The organism is Alkalihalobacillus deserti, from assembly GCF_020734105.1.
GTDB classification, from domain to species: domain Bacteria; phylum Bacillota; class Bacilli; order Bacillales; family Bacillaceae_D; genus Halalkalibacter; species Halalkalibacter deserti.
Genome location: NZ_JAJAFR010000003.1, coordinates 198,771 through 223,225 on the forward strand (window position 1 = coordinate 198,771; position 24,455 = coordinate 223,225).

Sequence of the window (24,455 nt, forward strand, 5' to 3'; positions counted from 1 at the left end):
TTGATTGGAGAGATAGAGAAAATGGAACGTACATATTTAATGATTAAGCCAGATGGTGTACAGCGTAATTTAGTTGGAGAGATCGTTTCACGTTTTGAACAGAAAGGGTTTACATTAGTGGCTGCTAAATTAACAACTCTTTCAAAAGAAACAGCCGAAACTCATTATGGAGAACATAAAGAACGTCCTTTCTTCGGTGAGCTTGTTAGTTTTATCACTTCTGGACCAGTATTTGCTATGGTATGGGAAGGTGAAAATGTTATTTCTACAGCTCGTACGATGATGGGCACAACTAACCCAGCAGAGGCTGCACCAGGAACAATCCGTGGGGATTTAGGTGTTCAAGTTGCAATGAATGTAATTCACGGTTCGGATTCTCCTGAAAGTGCAGAACGTGAAATCTCGATTTTCTTTAAAGAAGAAGAACTAAGTGACTATGAGAAATCAGTCAATAAGTGGGTTTAATGAAAGCGTTTATCATTTGTAAGCTCGTCCATTTTTTTGGACGAGCTTTATTTGTGATGGTATTTATGTTTATTTCATCGTATCATTAGCTTATTATGATATGTTGAGGGGTAAGCAATATGAGTCAAGATTATCAACAATTTATCGAAGGTATAAAAAAGAAAACGGCAATTGATTTATCTTTATACAAGGAAGCCCAAATACAGCAAAATTTATTAACGGACCGGTTTGAAGAACAATATGATTTAATCATTTGTCGAAATGTCATGATTTATTTTACAGAAGAAGCAAAGCATGAATTGTATCATAAGTTCAGCCGCGCCTTACGTCCTGGCGGTGTATTGTTTGTTGGTAGTACAGAACAAATTTTTAATCCATCTACATATCAACTCAATACTGAAGATACTTTTTTCTATAAAAAAATCTAATTATTTTAAAGAAAGGTTGGTAACTCTAGAATCAGAGACGATAAGGTTCAACTTTTTTCTTAGACTATACTGTCCGAATTTGTTACAATGTTTAATTAATAACTAAATTATCTAACTTTTTCGAGACAATGTTTTAAAATCATGTTATAATTTAACGCATAAAAGCGGTAAAGAGAATGAGTTGTAATGGAGGAGTAGAGAGATGAGATATTTAACAGCTGGAGAGTCACATGGACCACAATTAACAACGATTATAGAGGGTGTTCCTGCGCAACTTGAGTTGGTTGCTGAAGATATTAATGTCGATTTAGCACGTCGTCAAGGTGGTTATGGACGTGGAAGAAGAATGCAAATTGAGAAAGATCAAGTCCAAATTTTAAGTGGCGTGCGTCACGGGAAAACAACAGGTGCACCAATTGCTCTTGTTGTCGAAAATAAGGACTGGACTCATTGGACAAAAGTTATGGGAGCTGAACCAATTGGCGAAGACGAAGAAAAGGAAGTAAAACGCAAATTGACACGACCACGTCCAGGTCATGCTGATTTAAATGGTGCGATCAAGTATGGTCATCGTGATATGAGAAATGTGCTTGAACGTTCATCAGCTCGTGAAACAACGGTACGGGTAGCGGCTGGTGGAGTTGCAAAAAAAATTCTTGCTCAATTTGGAATAAAGGTTGGCGGACACGTGCTTGAAATTGGCGGTGTAAGAGCAGAAAATGTTTCTTATGAGTCAGTAGAAGAATTACAAGTGCGTTCTGAAGCATCGCAAGTTCGTTGTTTAGATGAAGAAGCAAGTGCAAAAATGATTGAAGCGATCGATGTAGCTAAGCAAGATGGAGATTCAATTGGTGGCGTTGTCGAAGTTGTGATTGAGAATGTACCGATTGGACTAGGGAGTCATGTCCATTATGACAGGAAGCTCGATGCCAAATTAGCAGCTGCTGTGATGAGTATCAATGCCTTTAAAGGTGTCGAGATTGGTATTGGATTTGAAGCTGCGCGTTTACCAGGTAGTCAGGTTCATGATGAAATCCTTTGGGACGAAGAAAAAGGCTATACGCGTAAAACGAATCGTTTAGGAGGTTTCGAAGGTGGAATGACAACGGGGATGCCGATTGTTGTTCGTGGAGTGATGAAACCTATTCCAACCCTTTATAAGCCACTCCAAAGTGTTGACATTGAAACAAAAGAACCGTTTGAAGCGAGTATTGAACGTTCTGATAGTTGTGCAGTTCCTGCTGCCGCTGTTGTTGCTGAGGCTGTTGTAGCATGGGAAGTGGCAAATGCGCTTTTAGAAACGTTTGGTCAAGATCAAATGAGCACGATTCAAGCAAATGTGAAACGTCATCAGGATGACGCGAGGTCTTTTTAATGAAGCAAGTTCAGATTGAAGCCAAATCGAAGGACTACCTTGTTTACATAGAGCCTGGTATTCGCCATCTGATTGGTGAAAAAATAAGAAGTGTGCTGACAGAACCAGTTTCTTCGGTTCTTGTCATCACGGATTCTCATGTCGCTCCTCTTTATTTAAAGGATATTGTAGCGACTTTTCACAATCAGCTTCCTGTTTATACTGAAGTGATTAAAAGTGGTGAAGCGTCCAAATCAATTGCTGTCTATGAACAAGTGCTTACTAAGGCACTTACAAGCTCTTTAGATAGAAAATCTCTAATTGTTGCTTTAGGTGGAGGAGTTGTTGGAGATCTTGCTGGATTTGTTGCAGCAACGTATATGAGAGGGATTCGTTTTGTTCAGGTTCCGACAACATTATTAGCGCATGATAGTAGTGTTGGAGGAAAAGTAGCTATTAATCACCCTCTTGGTAAAAATATGGTTGGAAGCTTCCATCAGCCTGAAGCTGTTTTTTACGACACCGAAGCATTGTACTCATTGCCTGTAAGGGAATGGCGTTCTGGATTCGCTGAAGTGATTAAACATGGATTTATTCACGATCAATCTTTTTTAAAATGGTTACAAGAACTGAAGAGGATAGATCAGCTGCCTGTCGAACAATTAAATACAATGTTAGAAAAGTCAATCACGGTAAAAGCAAAGATTGTAAAGGCTGATGAGAGAGAGACTGGAGATCGTGCCTTTTTAAACTTTGGTCATACACTTGGTCATGCTCTAGAATCTGAACTTGGTTATGGAGTTCTGACGCATGGAGAAGCGGTCGTAATCGGCATGATTTTCGCATTAAGAGTTAGTGAAGAAATGTATCAGATCGATCTAAGTGTTAATAAATATGAGAGTTGGCTAAATCAGATAGGGTTTCAAACAAAAATCCCATCAAGTTGTAAACCAGCTCATCTTCTTGCAAAAATGCGTCAAGATAAGAAAGCGGAGGCAGGGGCGATTAGGATGGTTCTTTTGAAGAAAGTAGAAGAAGCAACAGTGATCGATATTCCTCCCGCACTAGTTGAAACATTACTAGTTGAAAGAATGGAGGTTGAAAAGATTGGTTAGAGGGATTCGCGGAGCAATTACAATTGAAGCAAATACTGAAAAAGACATTACAGAAGCATCTTCTGAACTTATACAAGTACTAATTGATCAAAATCAGATTGATCCAAATACGGTTGCACAAGTTCTCTTTACGGTAACTGAAGATATTACAGCTGCTTTTCCAGCCAAGGTATTAAGAGAATTTCCGGGTTGGTCATTTGTTCCCGTTGTTTGCGCACAGGAAATACCAGTTTCTGGTGGATTGCCCCTGTGTATACGTGTCTTACTTACTGTTAATACTGAGATAAAACAAGATCAAATTGCTCATGCATACTTACGAGATGCGATCAAACTCAGACCGGATTTAACCTTGACGAACGATTAATAAAAAGGTAGACTGAGGGCAGATGAGATGAAGGAAAAAGAATTCCTTCGAGCCTTAGTTAGAAAAGTAAGAATATTGAGATGAGTTGAGAATGAGATTGAGTTGAGGAGAGCTGAGTTTAGTTGAGGGATAAGTCTATCTATTCACCTCCTAAACAGATATGTTTAGGAGGTTTTATCTTACTATAAGTATAAAAGTACATCCCCCTCCCACTCATTTTGTTCATTCCCAAATAAGGAGTGATTGTAAATGATAACCCCAACATTTTTAGAATTTGAAAAAACAGCTGAAACCTATCAAACCATTCCGGTTTATCAACGCTTTTTTGCTGATGGGTTAACGCCAGTTCAAATTGTTCATCAATTGCAAGATCAAGTTTCGTTCTTGCTTGAAAGTAAGGATGAACAATCCCCATGGTCTAGATACACATTTATAGGTTTAAATCCAATGTTTGAATTAATTGAAGAAAATTTAGTGTACCGCACATATTCCAATAATCGTGAACTGGTGATCGAAGCAAAAACGTTTCAACAAGCTTTTGATGAAACCATGACTTTTTTAAATGTTCAACCGGTTGATATTCCTATCCCGTTTCGTGGTGGGGCAGTAGGATACATGGGTTATGACGCGATTGAAACGATCGAACCAGCGCTTGTAACAGAAGTCGAAGAGCGTTTACCTCATTATCATTTTCTATTTTGTCAAACATTGATTGCCTATGATCATATTAGCAAGGAGCTATCGATTTTAGTTCATGTAAGACCAAATGAGGAAGAATCGTTAGTGCATACGTATCATGGTGCTAGGACGGAAATAAAACGCATTTCCTCGATATTAGAAAAACCGAGTACTGGCCTAATGTTAAAAAATGTTCCTAAAACAGATGAAGATGTCCCCTTTGAACGTGTGACATCTAATTACGAGAAAGAAGCATTCCTAAAAGATGTTGAAAAAATTAAAGAATACATCAGAGCAGGCGATGTATTTCAAACGGTTCTTTCACAGCGATTTGAAATGGACATTTCAGCTTCAGCTCTTGATGTGTACCGCGTATTGCGGATGGTGAATCCTTCTCCGTATTTATTCTATTTGAAGTTTGAACAAATGGAGATAGTTGGAAGTTCACCTGAGAGACTCGTACAGGTTCAAGATGGACACGTGGAAATTCACCCGATTGCCGGTACGAGAAAACGAGGTAAGGACGAAAAAGAAGACCTCGACTTAGAAGAAGAGCTACTTGCAGACGAAAAAGAAAGAGCTGAACATTATATGCTTGTTGACTTGGCTCGCAATGATGTTGGCCGAATAGCTGAATATGGTTCTGTTGAAACACCTACCTTATTAGAAGTTGGTAGATTCTCACATGTTATGCACATTATTTCTAAAGTGACAGGCAGGCTCCGTCAAGGAACAAAGCCTTTAGAAGCACTTATGGCTTCATTTCCAGCAGGTACTGTGTCAGGAGCGCCTAAGATTCGAGCGATGCAAATTTTGCAAGAGCTTGAACCAACTAAAAGAGGGGTCTATGCTGGAGCGATCGGTTATCTAGGCTATGACGGAAATATTGATTCATGTATAGCAATTCGAACAATGGTTATTCAAGAGGGGAAAGCGTACATTCAAGCTGGTGCAGGAATTGTAGCAGATTCCGTTCCAGAGAAGGAATATGAAGAAACTCAAAATAAAGCTAAAGCACTGATTCGTGCGGCACAATTAGCCGAGAAAATGTTTGGTGATAAGGAGGTCACGCATTATGTTTAAGTCTATTCTTAGATCGTGTATGGAAGGGAACACCATGTCAGAACAAGAAGCAGAGCAGGTCATGGACGAAATTATGAACGGTCAAGCGACACCGAGTCAGATTGCGAGCTTACTTACAATAATGCGGTTTCGAGGAGAAACCATCGAAGAGATGACAGGATTTGCTCGCTCTATGCGAGCTCACTCGCTCCGAATCCCAACAGAAAACCTATCCGTAGTAGATACATGTGGAACAGGTGGAGATGGCCTAAGTACATTTAATGTCTCTACAGCTTGTGCCATTGTTCTTTCAGGAATGGGTGTCCCTGTGGCTAAGCATGGAAATAGAGCTGTTTCTTCTAAAAGTGGGAGTGCTGATGTATTAGAAGAGCTGCAAATCCCTATTCAACATACGACGGAAGAAGCTAGACAGTCTTTAATTGATTCGAATCTATGTTTCTTATTTGCACCTCTTTACCATCAATCGATGAAGCATGCTGTTACACCGAGAAAAGAAATTGGATTTCGAACGATATTCAATGTACTTGGGCCATTAGCGAATCCAGCTAATGCACAGCATCAATTAATTGGTGTTTATGATCATCAATTTGCTCTAAAAATGGCCGAAACATTATCGCGTTTAGGGACGACAAGAACGTTGTTGGTAACAGGTGGAGAAGGTCTTGATGAACTGTCGATCACAAGTGAATCAAAGGTAATAGAGGTGAACGGGAAGGAACAAACGACTTACACCATTTCTCCTGAAGATGTCGGATTAAAACGAGGATTGCTTGAGGAGATTCAAGTAAATACACCAGCTGAAAGTGCGCAATTAATCAAAGCCGTTTTAAAAGGCGAAGCGAACGAATCGGCTACAGGAATTGTTACACTTAATGCTGCAGCTGCTCTTTATGCGGCAAAACGGGTGGCTTCGATTCAGGAAGGCATTGCGTTGGTAGATGAGGCTATCCAATCTGGAATAGTAAATCGTCATTATCATACATTGCAGGGGGAACAGCAACATGCTTAAGAAAATACTTGAAATCAAAAAAGAGGAAATTGCAGCTTTGATGTTACCAGAGCAAGTAGATGTGCCTCATTATTCTCTTTACGAAGCATTACAAACACCGAAGCGTTCGATAGGGTTAATTGCTGAAGTGAAAAAAGCTTCACCTTCTAAAGGGGTGATTAAAGAGCAGTTTGATCCAATAAAGATAGCAAAGGGTTATGAAGTTGGCGGTGCAGATGCGATTTCAGTGTTAACAGATGTTCAGTTCTTTCAAGGACATAGAGATTTCTTAACCGCTATTAAAAAGACAGTTGCTCTTCCAGTTATGAGGAAAGACTTTATTATAGATAAAAAGCAAGTCGATGAAACAGTAAGAATGGGTGCGGATGCTATGCTGCTCATCGTAGGAACCGTACCGATTCTGCAAATAAAGGAGCTTTATGATTATGCTTACAGCCTTGGACTTGAATGCTTAGTTGAAGTTCATGCTAAAGATGAGTTAGAAGAGCTTTTAAAAACGTTCAGCCCCAAAATAATAGGTGTAAACAATCGTAATCTTAAAACATTTGAAACTTCATTATCGCAAACGGAGGAAATGTCTGAGCTGATTCCAGGTGGAAGTTTATTTGTAAGTGAAAGTGGAATACACCTTAAACAAGATCTTGATCGTGTTGGAAAAGTCGGCGCTGCTGGAGTACTTGTAGGGGAATCACTTATGCGTGCTGATTCCCCTGAAGTTGGAATTTCTACTTTATTTGGAGGAGAAACCATTGCAACCTCTTCTTAAGTTATGTGGGAATCATTCCGCTGATGATACAGTCTTAGCATTAATGAGTACGACAGATTATGTTGGGTTTGTGTTCGCCGAGAGCAAAAGACAAGTGACGCGTGAACAACTAAAAATGTGGTTAATAAATCAAGAAAAAAAAGAAAAAAATTTTGTTGCCTTATTTGTAAATGAGACACCAGAGTTTATAAAAGCTGCTATTGCAGATTTGCCCATTGATATTATTCAGTGTCATGGAAATGAAACGGTTAAACAAATAGCAGAAATTAAAAAGGTTACTAGCTTACCAGTTTGGAAGGCCATTCACCACAATAATGAAGCATTGCAAGAAATGAAGACTTATCAAGGGCTTGTCGATGGCTATATTGTTGATTGTAAAGTTGGGAATCAGTGGGGAGGAACCGGTGTTTCTTTTGATTGGGCTTATATTCCTGCTTATTTAAATGAGGGTAGGAAGCAGGAAGTTCCTGTTTTTATAGCGGGAGGCATTAGACCTGATAATATTGATCGCGTTCTTAGCTATCAACCTGACGGAATTGATGTTTCAAGTGGAATTGAGGAAAATGGAAAGAAGTGTAATAAGCTAATAAGGCAGCTTGAGGAAAGGATGAATCGAATATGACAGCTATACATCCGGATAAGCATGGACGTTTTGGAGAATTCGGTGGGAAGTATGTCCCCGAGACTTTAATGAGTGTAATCGAGGAACTAGAAGTCGCTTTAGATGAAGCGATGGAAGATGAATCATTTAAACGTGACTATTTAGACAATCTAAGAGAATATGCTGGTAGACCAACCGCTTTATCTTTTGCTGGAAATTTAACCGATACTCTAGGTGGAGCCAAGATTTATTTAAAACGTGAAGATTTACTTCATACGGGTGCACATAAGCTTAATAACGCGATGGGACAAGCGCTCCTTGCAAAGAAAATGGGGAAAACAAAAATCGTTGCTGAAACAGGTGCGGGGCAGCACGGTGTTGCTTCTGCAACAATTGCAGCTAGATTTGGACTTGAATGTAAAGTATTCATGGGCGAAGAAGACATGGAGCGTCAAGCGCTTAATGTGTTTCGAATGCAGTTGCTAGGGGCGGAAGTGATTCCTGCGATATCAGGTAGTAAAACTCTAAAAGACGCCACGAATGAAGCGATTCGCTACTGGGTTGCAAACGCCGAGGATACGTTTTATTTAATTGGTTCTGTTGTTGGTCCACACCCTTATCCAAAAATGGTACGTGATTTCCAACGTATCATTGGAGACGAATCAAAAAAGCAATTTTTGGAACGTGAGGGAAGTCTTCCAAGTGAAATTATTGCTTGTGTTGGGGGCGGGAGCAATGCTATTGGCATGTTTTACCCTTTTCTAGAAGATGATGTTAAGTTAATTGGTGTTGAAGCTGCTGGACTTGGAGTTCATACGGACAAACATGCTGCAACGATTACTAATGGACGTAAAGGAGTTATTCATGGCTCATTAACCTATTTATTACAAGATGAGGCTGGTCAAATTACGGAGCCTTATTCGATTTCTGCAGGCTTGGATTACCCAGGTATTGGCCCGGAACACGCATTTTTAGCTAGTAACGGACGAGTTACATACGAAGCCGTTACGGATCAACAAGCTTTAGATGCATTAAAACTCTTGTCTGAAAAAGAAGGGATTATTCCGGCGATAGAATCAGCTCATGCTCTAGCAAAAGCTCTTGAACGAGCAAAAGAATTGACACCAGACGATACGATACTCGTTTGTTTATCTGGTAGAGGAGATAAAGATGTTCATACATTAATGAAACACTTTCGAGGTGAAGAAAATGGCGAATAAACGTATGGAGATGGCTACGCAGTCTGATGCACCTTTATTCATTCCTTTTATTACGGCAGGGGATCCAACTGCTGACGTAACTATTGATCTTGCACTATGTCTACAAGAAGCAGGGGCATCTATTTTAGAATTAGGAATTCCGTATTCCGATCCTCTTGCAGATGGACCAACGATTCAGGCAGCGTCAAAACGGGCGCTTCAGGGCGGGATGTCGCTAGAAAGAGCTTTAAATCTTGTACCAGTGATGAGAGAACGTGGATTAACCATACCTGTTATTATTTTTACTTACTTTAATCCATTATTACAATTTGGAGAAGAACGGTTTGCGAATTTAGCGACTGAGTTAGGAATTGATGGGTTGCTTGTTCCTGACTTGCCATATGAAGAAAGTGATTACTTATCGAACCTTTGCGATGAAAATAATCTCTCCTTGATCTCACTAGTTGCACCAACTTCTAAACAAAGGATGATTAAGATTGCTGAGCGGGCGAAAGGCTTTTTATATTGTGTTTCTTCTCTAGGAGTAACAGGAGCTCGGAATGAGTTGGATCCAAGGGTTTATGACTTCCTTAAAACCGTTCGTGAAGCCAGTCATATCCCTACAGCAGTTGGTTTTGGTATTTCTTCAGCCGAGCAAGTCAAGGCGATGAGGGATCATGCTGATGGTGTGGTCGTAGGAAGTGCACTTGTTACAGAAATAGCGGCACGAGAAAAGGAGCTTACAAACAAGGAAACACGTGCTCAAGCTCTCCAAGAAATAAAAAAGTTTGTCTCATCACTAATTTCATCGTAACATATTAATGTAGGATATTTCTGATAAGATGAGGTGCTATGCATGCAAGCAAAACCACAATTAAACGGTTTGCCTTCTTATAAACCAGGTAAGCCGATTGAAGAAGTGAAAAAAGAGTTAGGTCTTTCTAAAGTCACTAAACTAGCTTCTAATGAGAACCCATATGGTTCATCACCAAAGGCGGTTGAAGCGATTCGAGAAATTGTCACGCAGACAGCTATTTATCCAGATGGGTACGCAGCTTCTATTCGTGAAAAGGTTGCAGCTAAACTAGGAGTTACGGAAAATCAACTTGTGTTTGGAAATGGTTCCGATGAAGTGATACAATTTTTATGTCGTGCATTCCTTTCATCAAATACAAATACGGTTACAGCTGACCCAACATTTTCTCAGTATAAGTTAAATGCGGCCATTGAAGGGGCTGAATTACGTGAAGTACCTTGTGTTGATGGTGTACATGATTTAGAGGCAATGCTAGAAGCTATTGACGAGAACACACGGATTGTTTGGGTGTGTAATCCAAATAATCCTTCTGGTACATATGTTGGTGAAAAAGCATTTATTAGCTTTTTAGAGCGAGTTCCTGCTCATGTTCTTGTTGTTTCAGATGAAGCTTACTATGAATATGTAACGGCTAATGATTATCCTGAAACATTGCCTCTGCTAGAAAAGTTTGATAATTTAATGGTTCTGCGGACTTTCTCTAAAGCCTATGGTTTAGCAGCTCTTAGAATTGGCTATGGAGTAGCCAATCCGAAACTTATTTCAACGATTGATCCGGTTAGGCCGCCATTTAACAACTCTACTTTTGCCCATGTTGCAGCTGTTGCAGCACTAGACGATAATGAATTTATCACCAATTGTGTTGATAAGAATACGAAGTCATTAAAGCAATTTGAAGGGTTCTGCCAAAAACACAATTTAAAATTTTACCCATCACAGACAAATTTCATCTTAATTGATTTTAATTGTGCTGGTGATGAGGTATTTGATTATATGTTGAAAAAAGGGTTCATTATTCGCTCAGGAGAAGCACTTGGCTTTCCTACTTGTGCACGTATCACAATAGGAACTGATGAACAAAATCAAGAATTGTTTTCCGCACTAGAAGAAATGCTTCAATTAAAAACAGTAGAACAATAATTTGTTTTGAGAAAATCGTCTTTCATCAAAATTGAAGGGCGTTTTTTCTTAAGAGTTGCTGAAGGGAGCTTAAAATGAAGCGAACGGTTTTCATCGTTGGTCTCGGGTTAATTGGTGGTTCGATTGCTCTTTCGATACGAAGAGAGCATGATGTCCATATCCGCGGCTTTGACATTTCAAAAGAGCAGTTAAAAGTAGCTTTATCTTTAAAAATTATTGATGAAGTAGCTTCTACGATCGAAGAAGGGGTTAAGGAAGCAGATTTAATTATTTTCGCTACTCCGGTTATTAAGACAGAACAATTTATTCAAGAGCTTACACTTTATAGCTTGAAAGCTGGGGCTATTGTTACTGATGTTGGTAGTACAAAACGGCGTATCGTCGAACAAGCTGTTTGTCTGAAAGAAAAAGGCGTAACTTTTATTGGGGGTCACCCAATGGCAGGTTCTCATAAAACGGGTGTGGAGGCTGCTAGAGCCCATTTATTTGAGAATGCATTTTATATCTTAACACCTGTGAAAGGAACGGATTTGCGTTTAATTATTCAACTTCAAAATTGGTTGAAAGGGACAAAAGCGACCTTTATTGAGTTAACTCCTCAGCAACATGATCGATTAGTTGGAGCTATCAGTCATTTTCCACATGTGATTGCTGCTAGTCTTGTTCATCAAATTGCGAAAATAGAAGGAGAAGACCCACTTGTTTCAAGGTTAGCTGCTGGGGGCTTTCGTGATATCACTCGGATCGCATCATCGAACCCTACGATCTGGAGGGATATCCTTTTACATAATAAAGAGAGTTTATTACAGTTACTTGAATCTTGGACGAGAGAAATGGACTATATTAAAACCTTAATTGAGGAGGAAACTGCCGAGGCGATACATACTTATTTTCAAGACGCTAAAGATTTTCGGGATGGGCTCCCTGTAAGAGAAAAAGGGGCTATTCCATCTTTCTACGATTTGTTTGTGGATGTTCCAGATCATCCAGGTGTCATTTCAGATGTAACAGGAATTCTTTCTCAGCATCAAATCAGTTTAACCAATATTCGTATTTTAGAAACAAGAGAAGATATTATGGGGGTTCTACGGTTAAGTTTTCGTTCTGAAGAAGACCGGGAAAGAGCTCAAATTCATTTACAACAAGAAATGTACGATACGTATATTTTGTGAGGAGGAATAAGATGAGTAGCGCTATTGTTAGTCAAATCAAAGTTGGTTTAAATGGTTCGGTTAAAATTCCTGGGGATAAGTCGATCTCACATCGCGCTGTTATGTTTGGTGCAATTGCAAACGGAACGACGACAGTTGAAGGATTCTTACCAGGAGAAGACTGCTTAAGTACGATTGCATGTTTTAAGAAGTTAGGTGTGACAATCGAACAAGATGGAGAAAAGGTAACGATTGAAGGAAATGGATGGGATGGCTTATCAGAACCGAGTGACATTCTAGATGTAGGGAATTCAGGAACGACAACTCGCTTAATGCTTGGTATTTTAGCAACTCGCCCATTTCACTCGGTTGTAATAGGTGATGACTCGATTGCTAAGCGTCCGATGGCGCGTGTAACAGAACCTTTGCGTAGTATGGGGTCAACGATTGACGGTCGTGATCATGGAAATTACACGCCTCTATCAATACGTGGTGGAGCAACAAAAGGAATAGCCTATCAATCGAAAGTTGCAAGTGCACAGGTGAAGTCTTGTATTCTTTTAGCTGGATTGCAAAGTGAAGGAACAACATCTGTAAGTGAACCGGCCCTGTCTAGAGATCACACAGAAAGAATGCTTGAAGCGTATGGAGTCGAAGTAAAGCGCGATGGCTTAACTGTTTCAGTAGAGGGCGGACAAGCGCTAACCGCGCAACATATTGTTGTGCCAGGGGATATTTCTTCAGCTGCCTTTTTCTTAGTTGCCGGAGCTATTGTTCCAAATAGTAATATCACTTTAACGAATGTAGGTTTGAACCCTACAAGGTCTGGTATAATCGATGTGTTACAGCAAATGGGGGCAAACCTTTCTATTGAAAATGAAAGAATGGCTGGTGGCGAGCCAATTGCTGATATCACTATTTCTACTTCCAATCTAAAAGCAATTGAAATTGGTGGAGATCTTATTCCAAGGTTAATTGATGAAATTCCAGTTATTGCTGTTCTAGCAACGCAAGCCGAAGGTAGAACGATCATTCGCGATGCGGAGGAATTGAAAGTTAAAGAAACCAACCGAATTGATACTGTCGTTAGTGAGCTAAAGAAGCTAGGAGCAAGTATTGAAGCAACAGAGGACGGAATGATGATTGAAGGTCGTACACCTTTAAACGGGGCGAAGGTGAGTAGTTTTGGAGATCATCGGATTGGCATGGCGATGGCTATTGCTGGTCTTATCGCTAATGAAGAGGTAATGATCGAGCGTAGCGAGGCCATTGCTGTTTCCTACCCTACCTTTTTTAACGATATTGAGAAATTACAAAGCAAGTAACAAGCCACAAGGGGATTTAGGTCATAACTTGATTTAAGTCCTCTTTTCTTTATAAAAATCGGAAATCTAAATTTTTTTATTGACTGGAATAAAAAATAATGAACATCATTTTACGAATAAAAAAAGCTCCTCACCGAAAACGTAAGCGTTTTCAATAAGGAGTTTAGCAAAGGCTAAAAGTTGTATGGATAGGAGTGGAGAGAAACCATACGCTTAATTCTTATTATAACTAGATCTTGAAAGATGTCAATAGAGTAATGCGAAAATTATGAATGGAAAATTAATTTTTTCGATTTGTTGTTCTGTTTTGCTAATTTTTCTCATAGCTTGTCTATATCAAGCTGTAGGAGGAATAAGAGATGTACTTATTAGACAAAGCGACAAAAGTAGACGAAGAAGTAAATACACTACGTTCCTATTTAATTAAAGATGGGCAAATCCAATATACAACTTCTACTTTTGATAAATGGAATAAAAGCCGTGTAGCGATGAATGGTACACTAATGACAAATGGAAGAATCACTTTTGATGATCAGATGTTAAACTGTTTGAACTTTCGAGATTTTCAAGAACATCAAACTCAATTAATTACAAAAGGTTTTACTACTGTTACTGTTGCCCCATTAGTGAAATATGAAAAACAAATTGAGGCCGAATTCAAACGGTCGAAACATGCATTAGCGAGTAGTACACTAGATTTTGTAATTGGACTCACTTTACCAATTAATTTGTTGCGGACTTCTGTATTGCGATTATGTCAAAATTTACGTATTCCTTTTCTACGAATTCAAATTCAATCATTCAATGAAATTAGAAAACTCCCGTGGACACATTTATCACAAACTTTATTAACGTATCCAATTGTCCTCATTCCAGTGATGGAACCTTCATCTATGAAGCTTGAAAATGTCCTGACAAAAGAGTGGGAGACACATTGTGCAACCTTTCAGATTCACACTGCAACTTCACTACAACCATTGGAGAGTTGGACTAAACCATTGTTACAAAAAGTTGGATTATATCCACGTAAAGGAACGCTGTTAAATGGCAGTGATGCAGATTATTTGCTTTTTCATGAAGAAAACAAAAATAATCATCATTTTATAGAACAAAAAGTTGCATGGGAAGATCAGAATGTTTATCATAAGAAAGAACCGGTTATTGTTGTGATGAAAGGTGAAATTGTAAAATCAAATGACACAATTTCACTCAGGCCCGGATTTGGACGGTTAGTTGAGGTGGTTAGACCAGGAAGATTTTTGTCATTATCAGAAGCCTCAGATACCGATCAACTATTTCAACAATCTAGTGGAAGTTGACTTTACACTTGGACATTGAAACCGTCATTCAATAGAATGGTGGTTTTTCTTTCTCTAATCGAAGGTCGTATGTGTTTTTAGTGTCGAAGTGTGAATCATGGTTTTTAAACATTGGAGGAATTATACATGAATGTGATTGAAAAAGTAATACAAGATATTGAGAACGGTAGTGTTGAAGAAGGACTAAGAGAACTTGCTAAAATGGAAAAGCAAGCAGATCACCAGATGAAATATGATATTGCTGAGGTCTATCATGGACTAGGACATATAGATAAAGCCAAAAAAATAATCGACGAATTGCTAATGCTTTATCCTGATGAAGGGAGTTTATACGCTTTGGCAGCAGAGTTGCTTATAGACTTGGATCAAGAAGATGAAGCAATTGAGTTACTTCTAGAAATTAAAGAAAGCGATCCAGCTTTTTTACAAGCACAGTTATTACTTGCTGATTTGTATCAAATGCAATCTCTAGATGAAGTGGCTGAACAAAAATTATTACTTGCTGCCCAAAAAGCTCCAAATGAAACGATTATTTCTTATGGGCTTGGGGAATTTTATTTAGAGCGTGGGGATTACATAAAAAGCATTCCGTATTTAAAAAAAGCTGTTCATGCAACCGAAGCAATCCCTAATGTTCAAGTAGAATTACTATTAGCTGAAGCCTATAGTGCTAGTGGTCAATTTGAAGATGCACTTTCTTATTACAAGGAAGGAATTAAGAATCGTGCAGAACCGAATGCACTATTTGGTTATGGGTTTACTGCGTACCAAGTAGGAGATATGATCCTTGCGATTGAACAATTAGAGTCATTGCTATCGTTAGATTCGGACTATTCTAGTTTGTATCCTTATTTAGCTAAAGCGTATGAGGCGGAAGGCAGATTAGATGATGCTCTTGAGACATTGGAAAATGGAATTAAGGTGGATGAGTATAATGAACAACTATACGTACATGCGGGAAAGTTAAGCTTTAAGCGCCAAAATCCGGATGAAGGGGAGCTGTTTTTACGAAAAGTCATTGCGTTAAACCCATCGAATGTTGATGCCGTTCAAACCTTGGCAGCTTATTTTAAACATAATAGCTTATTTGAAGAGTTACTCGATTTAATGACGCATATGAGAGAATTTAGTGAAGAAGACACGCTTTATACGTGGTATGAGGCTACGGCTTTAAAAGAGTTAGATGAATTCGAGGAAGCATACAAGTGTTACACAGAGATTGAGCTTCATTTTCAAGAAGATATCGATTTCTTAGAAGAGTATGGTTACTTTTTATTGGAATTTGGAATGAGGGAAGAAGCTAAGAAGAAGTTTCAACAGTATTTAACCTTTCAACCAGATCATGCTGTTATGATCGAGTTGCTCGAGAGCCTAGATTAAATTTCTGCAAAAAAAGGAATATAACTATTTTTAGAGAATATATCATCATACAAACTTCTTTATGAATACCTATGAAATGAGAAGATCTTAAGGAGGGATGAAGCGTGGGCAACATCATTCCAGTTGTAGACAAAAAAGAGTTCCTTAAATGTTTCTTGCAACAGTTTGAGTTGAAACGTCGTGAGTGCGCTTGGTTGTTAAATTACTTGATGAGTGATGATGAATTAATGGGAAGAGTTCACTTTGTTGAACAGGCAGCGCATACTCCTAAAGCTTTAATTATCTCAGCAAAAGGGGTCGATACTATACCATTTTCTTTCCATAAAGAAAAGCATATAACGACTGATGCTGAAAAAGCATTTCATGATATTCGTTTGAATCAAAATGAGGAAATTTATATTGAACTACATTTTAACGGAGCAAAACACTATCCACCGTATCTAGTCGTTCTTGAAGATAATCCTCACATTCCTGAGAATATTGAACTGACGGTCGCTTTTCAAAAAGAGGCTGAACAATTGTTAGACCGTTCGATCCTTAAATTTAGAAAAGAACAACTGTTAACAGCAATTGATCACGCTTTGGATCAACAAGATGAGGCGACCTTTTCATCATTAGTTAAACAGTTACAGCAATTAGGTGAAACTAAATAGAGAAGATGGTTCAAATGATGGATGATTCGTCAGGTCAAATAAAAATGACCGCCTGAATCATCCTTTTTTATTTGTGTGTTGTCCGATTAACCGTTAAAATAAAAGTCGAATGTTATTAGAAGGGGTGTATACAAATGAAATGGCAAGCTACTGAGATGGATACATACTTGCAGGCAAAGGAATACGTTGATACAGCTCTCGTTTCATTAATCCCGGTATCGTGGGAAAAAGAAATTAAACAAACGGTTGCGATGGGAGAATTCATCTCGATTATTGCATCTGAGGTCGAGAAACAATTTCATGGAAGGGTTGTTCAGTTTCCCGTGTTCTCCTACTTAAAAAGTGAAGGAAAGCCTGGTCGTCTTGAACGCATCCGTAATTGGGAAAAGGAATTAAAAGTTGGTGGAGTGAACCATATTATTTATTTAACATCAGATAGTGAGTGGAAGAGTATAGAGGATGAGTTAGACGGCATGCTGCTTTGGTTACCAACGATTCCTCTTGAACATATGGAAGCCGATTATAGACGCAATGTAATCACGGATCAAATTAAGCAAATCATTCCGATTATGACAAATAAGTGGCAAAGTCGATAAATTTTCGGGCGATTTAATCATTACCTTGGAAAAATTTATTTGTATTACATGCTAAAAAACATTGAAAACGCAGAACAATAAGTTTCATCACATTAATTATGCCGATTTTGTGCCAAATTGCGGAAAATGTTGCTTATTGAGTCTCATTATATTATCATGGGTATGTCCTAGTATAATATGTGTTTAATAATGCCCATTTTTGGGTCTACCTTATTAAGTAAGGGGGGGAAAACGAGTGAGTGAAAGAGACCACAGAGTTTCGCGACGACAATTTTTGACATACACACTTACAGGTGTTGGCGGCTTTATGGCAGCAGGTATGTTAATGCCAATGGCGCGATTTGCGCTTGACCCAGCTTTAAAGGCTGGAGCAGAAACAGATATGAAATATGTATGTGATGTTGCGGATTTAACTGAGGTACCTCAAAAATTCCAATTCACATTTGAGCAAGTCGACGTTTGGTATGAATCTGAAGTTACAAACGAAGCGTACATTTATATCCGTGATGACCAAGTAATGGCATTATCACCAAAGTGTACTCACCTAGGCTGTACAGTGGCGTATGGAACGAACGAAGAACATCCAGAACGATTCTTTTGTCCGTGTCATTTCGGAATGTTTGATGAAAATGGTATCAATATTCCAGGAACACCGCCACAACGTCCACTTGATGTCTACGATGTTGTTGTGGAAGACGGAAAAGTTTACGTAGGTCAAATTAATCAACGAACATAAGGAGGGGCGTAATCGATGCTTCAAAAAATTTACGACTATGTTGATGAGCGTCTTGATATTACGCCTATGTGGCGCGATATTGCTGACCACGAAGTACCTGAGCACGTTAACCCGGCTCACCACTTCTCTGCGTTCGTCTACTGTTTTGGAGGATTAACTTTTTTCATTACGGTGATTCAGATATTATCTGGAATGTTTTTAACGATGTATTATGTACCAGATATTGTCAACGCTTATCAATCAGTAGCATACTTACAAAATGAAGTCGCTTTCGGTGTAATCGTACGTGGAATGCATCACTGGGGTGCAAGTTTAGTTATTGTTATGATGTTTTTACACACATTGCGTGTCTTCTTTACAGGATCGTATAAGAAGCCTCGTGAATTAAACTGGGTAGTCGGTGTCCTTATTTTCTTTGTTATGCTTGCGCTAGGAGTAACGGGTTACTTATTACCTTGGGATATGAAGGCATACTTTGCAACAGCGGTTGTTCTTCAAATTGCAGAAAGTATACCGATTGTTGGTGGATTCTCAAAAACGTTGTTGGCTGGTGGCCATATTATTGGTGCGGCTACTCTTGCACGTTTCTTTGCGATTCATGTCTTCTTCTTACCAGCAGCATTACTCGGCTTGCTGGCGGCTCACTTCTACATGATCCGTAAACAAGGTATTTCTGGTCCGTTGTAAATCTTTTAAGGCTGTCAAAAGAACTGTGGTTTAAAGTTGTTAAATAGTTTCTTTTGTACATACTTGCAGACAAATGAAAAGGAGGGAACGAGATGGAACGTGGTAAAGGGATGAAGTTTGTCGGTGACTCTCGTGTCAAGGCAAATAATCGCAAACCTAATATACCTAAAGACTACTCGGAGTATCCAGGTAAAACAGAAGCGTTCTGGCCAAACTTCCTCTTGAAAGAGTGGATGGTTGGTGCGGTATTCTTAATGGGGTATCTTCTCCTCACAGTGGCTCACCCAGCACCGCTTGAGCGTATGGCAGATCCAACTGATGCAGGATATATTCCATTGCCTGACTGGTACTTCTTATTTTTGTATCAATTATTGAAATACTCATATGCTTCTGGTGACTATAATGTCATCGGTACAATTGTTATGCCTGGTCTTGCTTTTGGTGGGTTATTACTTGCACCTTTCTTAGATACAGGGAAAGAGCGTCGACCATTTAGACGTCCGATTGCAACAAGCATGATGATTTTAGGGTTTATCTCAGTTTTTTATTTAACTTGGGAATCTGTAGATCAACATGACTGGGAAGCGGCTGCTGAACAGGGAGCAATTGTTGAAGAGGCAGATATCAATACTGAGGCCGAGGGATATGAAATTTTCTCTGCGCAAGCATCATGTATTGGTTGTCACGGTGATACGATGGCAGGCGGAGCTGGTGGCCCGTCATTACTAGAAACAGAGAAAACTGCTGAAGAAGTAATGGATACAATCGTTAACGGTCAAGGGGCTATGCCAGCTGGATTGTTTGCTGGATCAGATGAAGAACTTGAGATTCTTGCTGAATACATCGCAGCACATGGTCATCCTGAAGAAGAATAAGAGAAAAAGCTGACTGTTTCAGTCAGCTTTTTTCTTTACGATTTACAGACAAAACATAAAAGGTAGGAATAACGATGAAAATTTATCTGCTACATTTTTTTGGTCAAAAATGGATGATTTTATTATTGCTACTTATCAACATTCCAGGTACGATCTACGGATATATGTGGTATGGAGGACAGTTAAATCAGACGCCAGCCCATTTTATCATTTTTGTGCCCGATAGTCCGACGGCAAGTTTGTTTTTTGTTTTTGTCTTGATGACATTTTTGCTGAGACGAAATTGGCCAATGATGGAGGCGTTTGCAGCTGTTACATTAATTAAATACGGAATTTGGGCTGTAGTGATGAATGTGGCTGGTAGTTGGGTTGGTGATCCGCTAAACTGGAAAAATTATATGCTTATTTTCTCCCACGCAGGAATGGCGCTACAAGCAATCCTTTATGCCCCGTATTACCGAATGAAACCTTGGCATTTACTCGTTGCAGCTGGATGGACATTACATAATGATATCATTGACTATGTGTTTATGATGCATCCGTGGGTTTCTCCGCGCTTGCTTCCAGAAATAACTCTGATTGGTTATTTCACTTTTTGGCTTAGTGTATTTTCGATTTTACTTGTATATATGATTGGAGTGCGTAAAAGTAGAGAAACGCTAGAATTAAATTGATATAGGTCACATAGTAAAGATCAAGGTTGTTGTTCACAGAGCTAATTCCAACTAGAAAAAGTTTAACTCCAACTATTTGACAGTTTGTCTCTCTTAATTGGTCTACTCTTGTCCATCTCTTCATAGGATGGAAATAGAAGAAGGAGGGACAAACATGCGTCAAGTAATCATCCTATTGATAGTCGTATTTCTTTTCAGTGTTCCACAAAGTATTCATGCCGAGGAGACGACATCCCTACATACATGGAAAGAATTAAATCACACATCAGACCAAATCCTTCAGTTAGTGAAGCAAGAGAATTTTGAAGAAGCAAAGCAATTGTTGGATTATTTTTCTGTTTCTTTTTTAGAAGTTGATTTTCAAGAAGAAGGAATAACAATGAGCTCATTAAGAACCGTTACGAGCTCATTTGAAAAAGCAGTCGAGGCAGTAACGGCTATAGAGATGCCTTTGGATCAACGAATCTTTACGGTAACCGCTTTTCGTTTAGCCATTGATGCTTTGTCTAGTGATCATCACCCTTTATGGTTGCATTCTGAAAAATCGGTCATGAGTGCAATAACGACGATGAAAGAGGCAATTGAGCAGGGGGAAACTCAAGCATTCCAACATCGATTTAATGAATTCCAACGCCATTATGATATGATTAGACCTGCCTTATTCATTGACATTGAACCACAGCATTTGCAAAGGATTGATTCTCAAATTACTTTTTTAGAACGAATAAGAACTGAAAGCTTAGATGAAGATAAGGTGATGTCTCATCTAGAAATAATGGAAGAAGAGTGGATGGATCTCTATCAAAGAATTAAGGAAGATAGTGCTGATCCTTCTCTTTGGTGGGTCATGTTCACAATTGGTGGTATGATCATCATGTCCCTTTCTTATGTAGGATGGAAAAAATACAGAGCGGAAAAGCAAAAAGTACGGGTTAAAGAGTAATGTGACAAAATTGTGGAGAGCTGCCTGAAACTACTGTGATAAAGGTGTTTTTGTTTGACTTTGTCCGATGTTCAATCTAAACTAATAATAAGAAATACACATAGAGGTGGTTTATTCGATGGTTTTTCTGATTTACTTTATCCTGCTACTCATTATTCCAATTTGGGCGCAATCAAGAGTAAAAGGAGCTTTCCGTAAGTATTCCAAAGTTCATGCTTCATCAGGATTAACAGGTGCACAAGTTGCCAGAAAAATCTTAGATGAGAATGGCTTGTATGATGTAAAAGTCGAAGAAACTCGCGGTACATTAACTGACCACTACGACCCTCGTTCAAAAGTTGTACGCTTATCAACAGACAACTATTATGGTACATCGGTTGCTGGTGCAGCTGTAGCAGCTCACGAAGTCGGTCATGCCATGCAAGATGCAGAAGAGTATGCGTTCTTACGTTTTCGCCACGCATTAGTTCCTGTTGCAAGTTTTGGGTCAAACGCTTCCTTCTTCTTGATTTTAGCTGGTATGTTAATGGGAGCTTCTGGTTTTATTTTACTAGGTATTTTCGCAATGGCAGCTGCTGTTCTTTTCCAATTGGTGACATTACCAGTTGAATTTAACGCGTCAAGTCGCGCAATGGAACAAATTGTTTCATCTGGTGTGATTCGTAATGATGAAGAACGAGATACGAGAAAAGTGTTAAATGCTGCAGCGTTAACTTATGTTGCTGGTGCACTTGTTGCTTTATTAGAGCTAGCTCGTTTTATCTTAATGTATATCGGAATGAATAACGATGATTAAAAAAATCTTGGGGCTCAAGCTCCAAGATTTTTTTATAACGCACCATTTTATTCTCTAAGGGGTTTCTTGTTTTCATCTAAAGTAAACCCTTCTCCTATCACATCTTGTACATCGTTAACGGTTACGAAAGCGTGAGGGTCAATCCGCTCAACTAATGTCTTTAAGCGAATGAGTTCGTTACGACCAACAACACAATAAAGAATCTCCTTTTCTGTACCAGTAAAGCTTCCTTTTCCTTTTAAAATGGTTGCGCCTCGATCCATCTCTTTCATGATTGTGGCAGCTATTTCAGGAACTTTATCAGAAATAATATGAGAAGCTTTTGCAGAATACGCCCCTTGTTGTATGAAATCAATCACCTTAGCAGCAATGAACACGGCAAGAAGGGTATACATGGCTTCACGGTAATTTAAATAGATAAGTGAGGTTGCAATAACTAGTGCATCAAACATGAACATCGTTTTTCCCATGCTCCAACCAAGATATTTAAAACCGAGTTTTGCAATAATATCAACTCCGCCTGTTGTACCACCATATTTAAAAACAATACCGAGTCCGACACCGATGAACACTCCAGCAAATAAAGCAGCGAGGGTCATGTCATCATGTAGAGGAATGCTTATCACCTGAAAGCGCTGAAAAATTTCGAGAAATATAGAAACGCCTACTGTTCCAATAATGGTATAGATAAACGTCACCTTCCCTAGAATTTTCCAACCGATAAAAAAGAGGGGAATATTTAATAAGAGGTTGGAAATAGCTGGATTGATCAGGAAGATAAAATAAAGAATAAGAGTAATACCTGTAAAGCCGCCATCTGCTAAATTATTTTCCATATTAAAATATACAAGACCAAATGATAATATTGCAGAACCAAGCAGAATAAAAAGAATATTTTTAACATGAACCTTGTAAGCCATGAAGCCCTCCTGTGAAAAAATAAAAAATGGAATTTCATGCCTATTATATAGAAAGAGTAATCGAACGGCAAATGTTATGAGAACTTATATTTGTCAAACGGTTAACAATTCGCTAACATAGATGTGAAGAAAGTCGAGGTGAGTGTCAAATGGATAAATCCCTGAAACAAATGCAAGAAAATGTGGATACATATATAGGCCAGTTTAAAGAAGGATATTTCAGTCCTCTAGCTATGCTTGCTAGAATGAGTGAAGAAGTAGGTGAACTGGCTCGTGAGGTTAATCACTTTTATGGAGAAAAACCAAAGAAGTCTGAAGAAGAAGCAAACACGATGGAGCAGGAAATGGGTGATATTCTGTTTGTATTAATTTGTTTTGCAAATTCGCTGAATATTGACTTAGAAGAAGCGTTTGATCTTGTTATGAAAAAATTTGAAGTCCGAGATAAAGATCGGTGGACAAGAAAAGAAGGAGAAGAAATGACTCATGAATAATATAAAAATTGTTGTAGCAGGGCCGCGGGGGAATATGGGGAAAGAAGCGGTGAATATGGTTACCAATACGGAAAACTTTCAGCTGGTTGCTGTTGTGGATTCTAGACATGAAGGAAAGAGCTTAAGTGAGGTTGAAGGTTTCCATGGGATTGATGTTCCTGTCTTCACAAATATGCAAAAATGTTTTGAAGAGCTTGATGTCGATGTACTAATTGATTTAACAGCTCCAGCTTTTGGGAAAAAACATATGGAGACAGCTTTTCTAAATGGTGTACGACCTGTTGTTGGTACAACTGGATTTACAGAAGCAGATATAACTGAGCTACGAACAATTGCAGAAGATAAAGGGCTTGGAGCGATTATTGCCCCCAATTTTGCTATTGGTGCTATTCTTATGATGAAATTCTCACAGATGGCTGCGAAGTACTTACCTAATGTTGAAATAATTGAGCGCCATCACGATCGCAAGTTAGACGCTCCTTCTGGAACAGCAGTGAAAACCGCTCAATTGATTGCGGAGGTACGTGAACAAAAACTACAAGGGCATCCGAACGAAACAGAAGAATTAGAGGGGGCTCGAGGGGCTAATTTTGAAGGGATGCGCATACATAGTGTTAGGTTACCTGGACTTGTCGCTCATCAGGAAGTGATTTTTGGAGGAATTGGTCAAACGTTAACGATTCGCCATGATTCAATTGACCGAACGTCGTTTATGCCCGGTGTTAAATTAGCTGTTGAGTCTGTGCTGAAGATTGATACGCTTGTTTATGGGTTAGAACATATTATCGAGTAAAAGAGCGTGTATTTTACTATTTTCTGATGGTGTACGTACAACCATTCATTCGACAAAAGGATTTTTAGTGTTCGTCTTATAACTAGTTTGACCT

General features: G+C 38.9%; 26 protein-coding genes and 1 pseudogene. 26 read left to right on the forward strand and 1 reads right to left on the reverse strand.

The window, feature by feature from the left end:
- The first annotated feature begins 21 nt into the window (after nucleotides 1–21).
- The 24 genes and pseudogenes from ndk to LDX58_RS07510 all read left to right on the forward strand — a co-directional run bounded on the left by ndk (nucleotide 22) and on the right by LDX58_RS07510 (nucleotide 22,154).
- Nucleotides 22–465, forward strand: a complete 444-nt coding sequence (gene ndk, locus LDX58_RS07395) for a nucleoside-diphosphate kinase (protein ID WP_227936189.1) — start codon at nucleotides 22–24, stop codon at nucleotides 463–465.
- A 137-nt stretch (nucleotides 466–602) separates the two neighbouring features.
- Nucleotides 603–893 (forward strand): annotated as a pseudogene (locus tag LDX58_RS07400) (CheR family methyltransferase); the annotation flags it as partial.
- 202 nt (nucleotides 894–1,095) lie between these two features.
- Nucleotides 1,096–2,268, forward strand: coding sequence for a chorismate synthase (gene aroC / locus LDX58_RS07405; RefSeq protein WP_227936190.1), 1,173 nt, complete (start codon nucleotides 1,096–1,098; stop codon nucleotides 2,266–2,268).
- Complete coding sequence (aroB, locus tag LDX58_RS07410) at nucleotides 2,268–3,362, forward strand: 3-dehydroquinate synthase (protein ID WP_227936191.1); 1,095 nt, start codon at nucleotides 2,268–2,270, stop codon at nucleotides 3,360–3,362. Before aroC ends, aroB begins: the two co-directional genes overlap by 1 nt.
- Nucleotides 3,355–3,726 carry a chorismate mutase gene (gene aroH, locus LDX58_RS07415; RefSeq protein WP_227936192.1) on the forward strand — a complete coding sequence of 124 codons (372 nt, stop codon included), beginning with the start codon at nucleotides 3,355–3,357 and terminating at the stop codon, nucleotides 3,724–3,726. The genes aroB and aroH overlap by 8 nt, the downstream gene beginning before the upstream one ends.
- Before the next feature lie 249 nt (nucleotides 3,727–3,975).
- A complete protein-coding gene (gene trpE / locus LDX58_RS07420; protein ID WP_227936193.1) occupies nucleotides 3,976–5,487 on the forward strand; it encodes an anthranilate synthase component I in 1,512 nt (503 codons plus the stop codon).
- Nucleotides 5,480–6,496, forward strand: coding sequence for an anthranilate phosphoribosyltransferase (trpD, locus tag LDX58_RS07425; protein ID WP_227936194.1), 1,017 nt, complete (start codon nucleotides 5,480–5,482; stop codon nucleotides 6,494–6,496). The genes trpE and trpD overlap by 8 nt, the downstream gene beginning before the upstream one ends.
- Nucleotides 6,489–7,262, forward strand: coding sequence for an indole-3-glycerol phosphate synthase TrpC (trpC, locus tag LDX58_RS07430; protein ID WP_227936195.1), 774 nt, complete (start codon nucleotides 6,489–6,491; stop codon nucleotides 7,260–7,262). Before trpD ends, trpC begins: the two co-directional genes overlap by 8 nt.
- Entirely contained in the window at nucleotides 7,246–7,884 is a 639-nt protein-coding gene (locus LDX58_RS07435; protein ID WP_227936196.1) for a phosphoribosylanthranilate isomerase, read from the forward strand. Before trpC ends, LDX58_RS07435 begins: the two co-directional genes overlap by 17 nt.
- The gene (trpB, locus tag LDX58_RS07440; protein ID WP_227936197.1) at nucleotides 7,881–9,083 is read left to right on the forward strand and encodes a tryptophan synthase subunit beta; all 1,203 of its coding nucleotides are present in this window, start codon (nucleotides 7,881–7,883) and stop codon (nucleotides 9,081–9,083) included. Before LDX58_RS07435 ends, trpB begins: the two co-directional genes overlap by 4 nt.
- On the forward strand, nucleotides 9,073–9,876 hold the full coding sequence (gene trpA / locus LDX58_RS07445) for a tryptophan synthase subunit alpha (protein WP_227936198.1): 804 nt from the start codon (nucleotides 9,073–9,075) through the stop codon (nucleotides 9,874–9,876). The genes trpB and trpA overlap by 11 nt, the downstream gene beginning before the upstream one ends.
- Nucleotides 9,877–9,918: 42 nt before the next feature.
- Nucleotides 9,919–11,019: a histidinol-phosphate transaminase gene (hisC, locus tag LDX58_RS07450; RefSeq protein ID WP_227936199.1), complete on the forward strand. Its 1,101-nt coding sequence runs from the start codon at nucleotides 9,919–9,921 to the stop codon at nucleotides 11,017–11,019.
- A gap of 74 nt (nucleotides 11,020–11,093) precedes the next feature.
- Complete coding sequence (locus LDX58_RS07455; RefSeq protein ID WP_227936200.1) at nucleotides 11,094–12,191, forward strand: prephenate dehydrogenase; 1,098 nt, start codon at nucleotides 11,094–11,096, stop codon at nucleotides 12,189–12,191.
- Nucleotides 12,192–12,202: 11 nt separating this feature from the next.
- Nucleotides 12,203–13,495 (forward strand): 3-phosphoshikimate 1-carboxyvinyltransferase, encoded by a 1,293-nt coding sequence (gene aroA, locus LDX58_RS07460; RefSeq protein WP_227936201.1) that lies wholly within the window; start codon nucleotides 12,203–12,205, stop codon nucleotides 13,493–13,495.
- A 359-nt stretch (nucleotides 13,496–13,854) separates the two neighbouring features.
- Nucleotides 13,855–14,814, forward strand: a complete 960-nt coding sequence (locus LDX58_RS07465) for a hypothetical protein (RefSeq protein WP_227936202.1) — start codon at nucleotides 13,855–13,857, stop codon at nucleotides 14,812–14,814.
- Between the two features lie 126 nt (nucleotides 14,815–14,940).
- Nucleotides 14,941–16,194, forward strand: coding sequence for a tetratricopeptide repeat protein (locus LDX58_RS07470; protein WP_227936203.1), 1,254 nt, complete (start codon nucleotides 14,941–14,943; stop codon nucleotides 16,192–16,194).
- A gap of 104 nt (nucleotides 16,195–16,298) precedes the next feature.
- Nucleotides 16,299–16,847: a ReoY family proteolytic degradation factor gene (locus tag LDX58_RS07475; RefSeq protein ID WP_227936204.1), complete on the forward strand. Its 549-nt coding sequence runs from the start codon at nucleotides 16,299–16,301 to the stop codon at nucleotides 16,845–16,847.
- A 134-nt stretch (nucleotides 16,848–16,981) separates the two neighbouring features.
- Nucleotides 16,982–17,443 carry a YpiF family protein gene (locus LDX58_RS07480; RefSeq protein WP_227936205.1) on the forward strand — a complete coding sequence of 154 codons (462 nt, stop codon included), beginning with the start codon at nucleotides 16,982–16,984 and terminating at the stop codon, nucleotides 17,441–17,443.
- Nucleotides 17,444–17,678: 235 nt separating this feature from the next.
- Nucleotides 17,679–18,179: a Rieske (2Fe-2S) protein gene (locus tag LDX58_RS07485; protein WP_227936206.1), complete on the forward strand. Its 501-nt coding sequence runs from the start codon at nucleotides 17,679–17,681 to the stop codon at nucleotides 18,177–18,179.
- A gap of 15 nt (nucleotides 18,180–18,194) precedes the next feature.
- Nucleotides 18,195–18,866, forward strand: coding sequence for a menaquinol-cytochrome c reductase cytochrome b subunit (qcrB, locus tag LDX58_RS07490; RefSeq protein WP_227936207.1), 672 nt, complete (start codon nucleotides 18,195–18,197; stop codon nucleotides 18,864–18,866).
- 92 nt (nucleotides 18,867–18,958) lie between these two features.
- Complete coding sequence (locus LDX58_RS07495; protein WP_227936208.1) at nucleotides 18,959–19,741, forward strand: menaquinol-cytochrome c reductase cytochrome b/c subunit; 783 nt, start codon at nucleotides 18,959–18,961, stop codon at nucleotides 19,739–19,741.
- 74 nt (nucleotides 19,742–19,815) lie between these two features.
- Nucleotides 19,816–20,415 carry a lipoprotein heptaprenylglyceryl N-acetyltransferase LhaT gene (gene lhaT, locus LDX58_RS07500; RefSeq protein ID WP_227936209.1) on the forward strand — a complete coding sequence of 200 codons (600 nt, stop codon included), beginning with the start codon at nucleotides 19,816–19,818 and terminating at the stop codon, nucleotides 20,413–20,415.
- 154 nt (nucleotides 20,416–20,569) lie between these two features.
- Entirely contained in the window at nucleotides 20,570–21,358 is a 789-nt protein-coding gene (gene ypjB / locus LDX58_RS07505) for a sporulation protein YpjB (protein WP_227936210.1), read from the forward strand.
- A gap of 118 nt (nucleotides 21,359–21,476) precedes the next feature.
- The gene (locus tag LDX58_RS07510; RefSeq protein ID WP_227936211.1) at nucleotides 21,477–22,154 is read left to right on the forward strand and encodes a zinc metallopeptidase; all 678 of its coding nucleotides are present in this window, start codon (nucleotides 21,477–21,479) and stop codon (nucleotides 22,152–22,154) included.
- Between the two features lie 47 nt (nucleotides 22,155–22,201).
- Here the strand turns inward: LDX58_RS07510 and LDX58_RS07515 are convergent, their stop codons facing one another.
- The gene (locus LDX58_RS07515; protein WP_227936212.1) at nucleotides 22,202–23,074 is read right to left on the reverse strand and encodes a YitT family protein; all 873 of its coding nucleotides are present in this window, start codon (nucleotides 23,072–23,074) and stop codon (nucleotides 22,202–22,204) included.
- A gap of 149 nt (nucleotides 23,075–23,223) precedes the next feature.
- On the opposite strand from LDX58_RS07515, the gene LDX58_RS07520 reads away from it, so the two are divergent.
- Nucleotides 23,224–23,568 carry a nucleotide pyrophosphohydrolase gene (locus tag LDX58_RS07520; RefSeq protein ID WP_227936213.1) on the forward strand — a complete coding sequence of 115 codons (345 nt, stop codon included), beginning with the start codon at nucleotides 23,224–23,226 and terminating at the stop codon, nucleotides 23,566–23,568.
- Complete coding sequence (dapB, locus tag LDX58_RS07525; RefSeq protein ID WP_227936214.1) at nucleotides 23,561–24,361, forward strand: 4-hydroxy-tetrahydrodipicolinate reductase; 801 nt, start codon at nucleotides 23,561–23,563, stop codon at nucleotides 24,359–24,361. Before LDX58_RS07520 ends, dapB begins: the two co-directional genes overlap by 8 nt.
- Nucleotides 24,362–24,455 lie beyond the last annotated feature (94 nt).

Excerpts from the sequence above, each read along its gene's own strand:
- ndk (WP_227936189.1), top strand. The coding sequence starts at position 22 with ATGGAACGTACATATTTAATGATTAAGCCAGATGGTGTACAGCGTAAT.
- aroC (WP_227936190.1), top strand. The coding sequence starts at position 1,096 with ATGAGATATTTAACAGCTGGAGAGTCACATGGACCACAATTAACAACG.
- aroB (WP_227936191.1), top strand. The coding sequence starts at position 2,268 with ATGAAGCAAGTTCAGATTGAAGCCAAATCGAAGGACTACCTTGTTTAC.
- trpE (WP_227936193.1), top strand. The coding sequence starts at position 3,976 with ATGATAACCCCAACATTTTTAGAATTTGAAAAAACAGCTGAAACCTAT.
- trpD (WP_227936194.1), top strand. The coding sequence starts at position 5,480 with ATGTTTAAGTCTATTCTTAGATCGTGTATGGAAGGGAACACCATGTCA.
- trpC (WP_227936195.1), top strand. The coding sequence starts at position 6,489 with ATGCTTAAGAAAATACTTGAAATCAAAAAAGAGGAAATTGCAGCTTTG.
- trpB (WP_227936197.1), top strand. The coding sequence starts at position 7,881 with ATGACAGCTATACATCCGGATAAGCATGGACGTTTTGGAGAATTCGGT.
- trpA (WP_227936198.1), top strand. The coding sequence starts at position 9,073 with ATGGCGAATAAACGTATGGAGATGGCTACGCAGTCTGATGCACCTTTA.
- hisC (WP_227936199.1), top strand. The coding sequence starts at position 9,919 with ATGCAAGCAAAACCACAATTAAACGGTTTGCCTTCTTATAAACCAGGT.
- LDX58_RS07455 (WP_227936200.1), top strand. The coding sequence starts at position 11,094 with ATGAAGCGAACGGTTTTCATCGTTGGTCTCGGGTTAATTGGTGGTTCG.
- aroA (WP_227936201.1), top strand. The coding sequence starts at position 12,203 with ATGAGTAGCGCTATTGTTAGTCAAATCAAAGTTGGTTTAAATGGTTCG.
- LDX58_RS07465 (WP_227936202.1), top strand. The coding sequence starts at position 13,855 with ATGTACTTATTAGACAAAGCGACAAAAGTAGACGAAGAAGTAAATACA.
- LDX58_RS07470 (WP_227936203.1), top strand. The coding sequence starts at position 14,941 with ATGAATGTGATTGAAAAAGTAATACAAGATATTGAGAACGGTAGTGTT.
- LDX58_RS07480 (WP_227936205.1), top strand. The coding sequence starts at position 16,982 with ATGAAATGGCAAGCTACTGAGATGGATACATACTTGCAGGCAAAGGAA.
- qcrB (WP_227936207.1), top strand. The coding sequence starts at position 18,195 with ATGCTTCAAAAAATTTACGACTATGTTGATGAGCGTCTTGATATTACG.
- LDX58_RS07495 (WP_227936208.1), top strand. The coding sequence starts at position 18,959 with ATGGAACGTGGTAAAGGGATGAAGTTTGTCGGTGACTCTCGTGTCAAG.
- lhaT (WP_227936209.1), top strand. The coding sequence starts at position 19,816 with ATGAAAATTTATCTGCTACATTTTTTTGGTCAAAAATGGATGATTTTA.
- ypjB (WP_227936210.1), top strand. The coding sequence starts at position 20,570 with ATGCGTCAAGTAATCATCCTATTGATAGTCGTATTTCTTTTCAGTGTT.
- LDX58_RS07510 (WP_227936211.1), top strand. The coding sequence starts at position 21,477 with ATGGTTTTTCTGATTTACTTTATCCTGCTACTCATTATTCCAATTTGG.
- LDX58_RS07515 (WP_227936212.1), bottom strand. The coding sequence starts at position 23,074 with ATGGCTTACAAGGTTCATGTTAAAAATATTCTTTTTATTCTGCTTGGT.
- LDX58_RS07520 (WP_227936213.1), top strand. The coding sequence starts at position 23,224 with ATGGATAAATCCCTGAAACAAATGCAAGAAAATGTGGATACATATATA.
- dapB (WP_227936214.1), top strand. The coding sequence starts at position 23,561 with ATGAATAATATAAAAATTGTTGTAGCAGGGCCGCGGGGGAATATGGGG.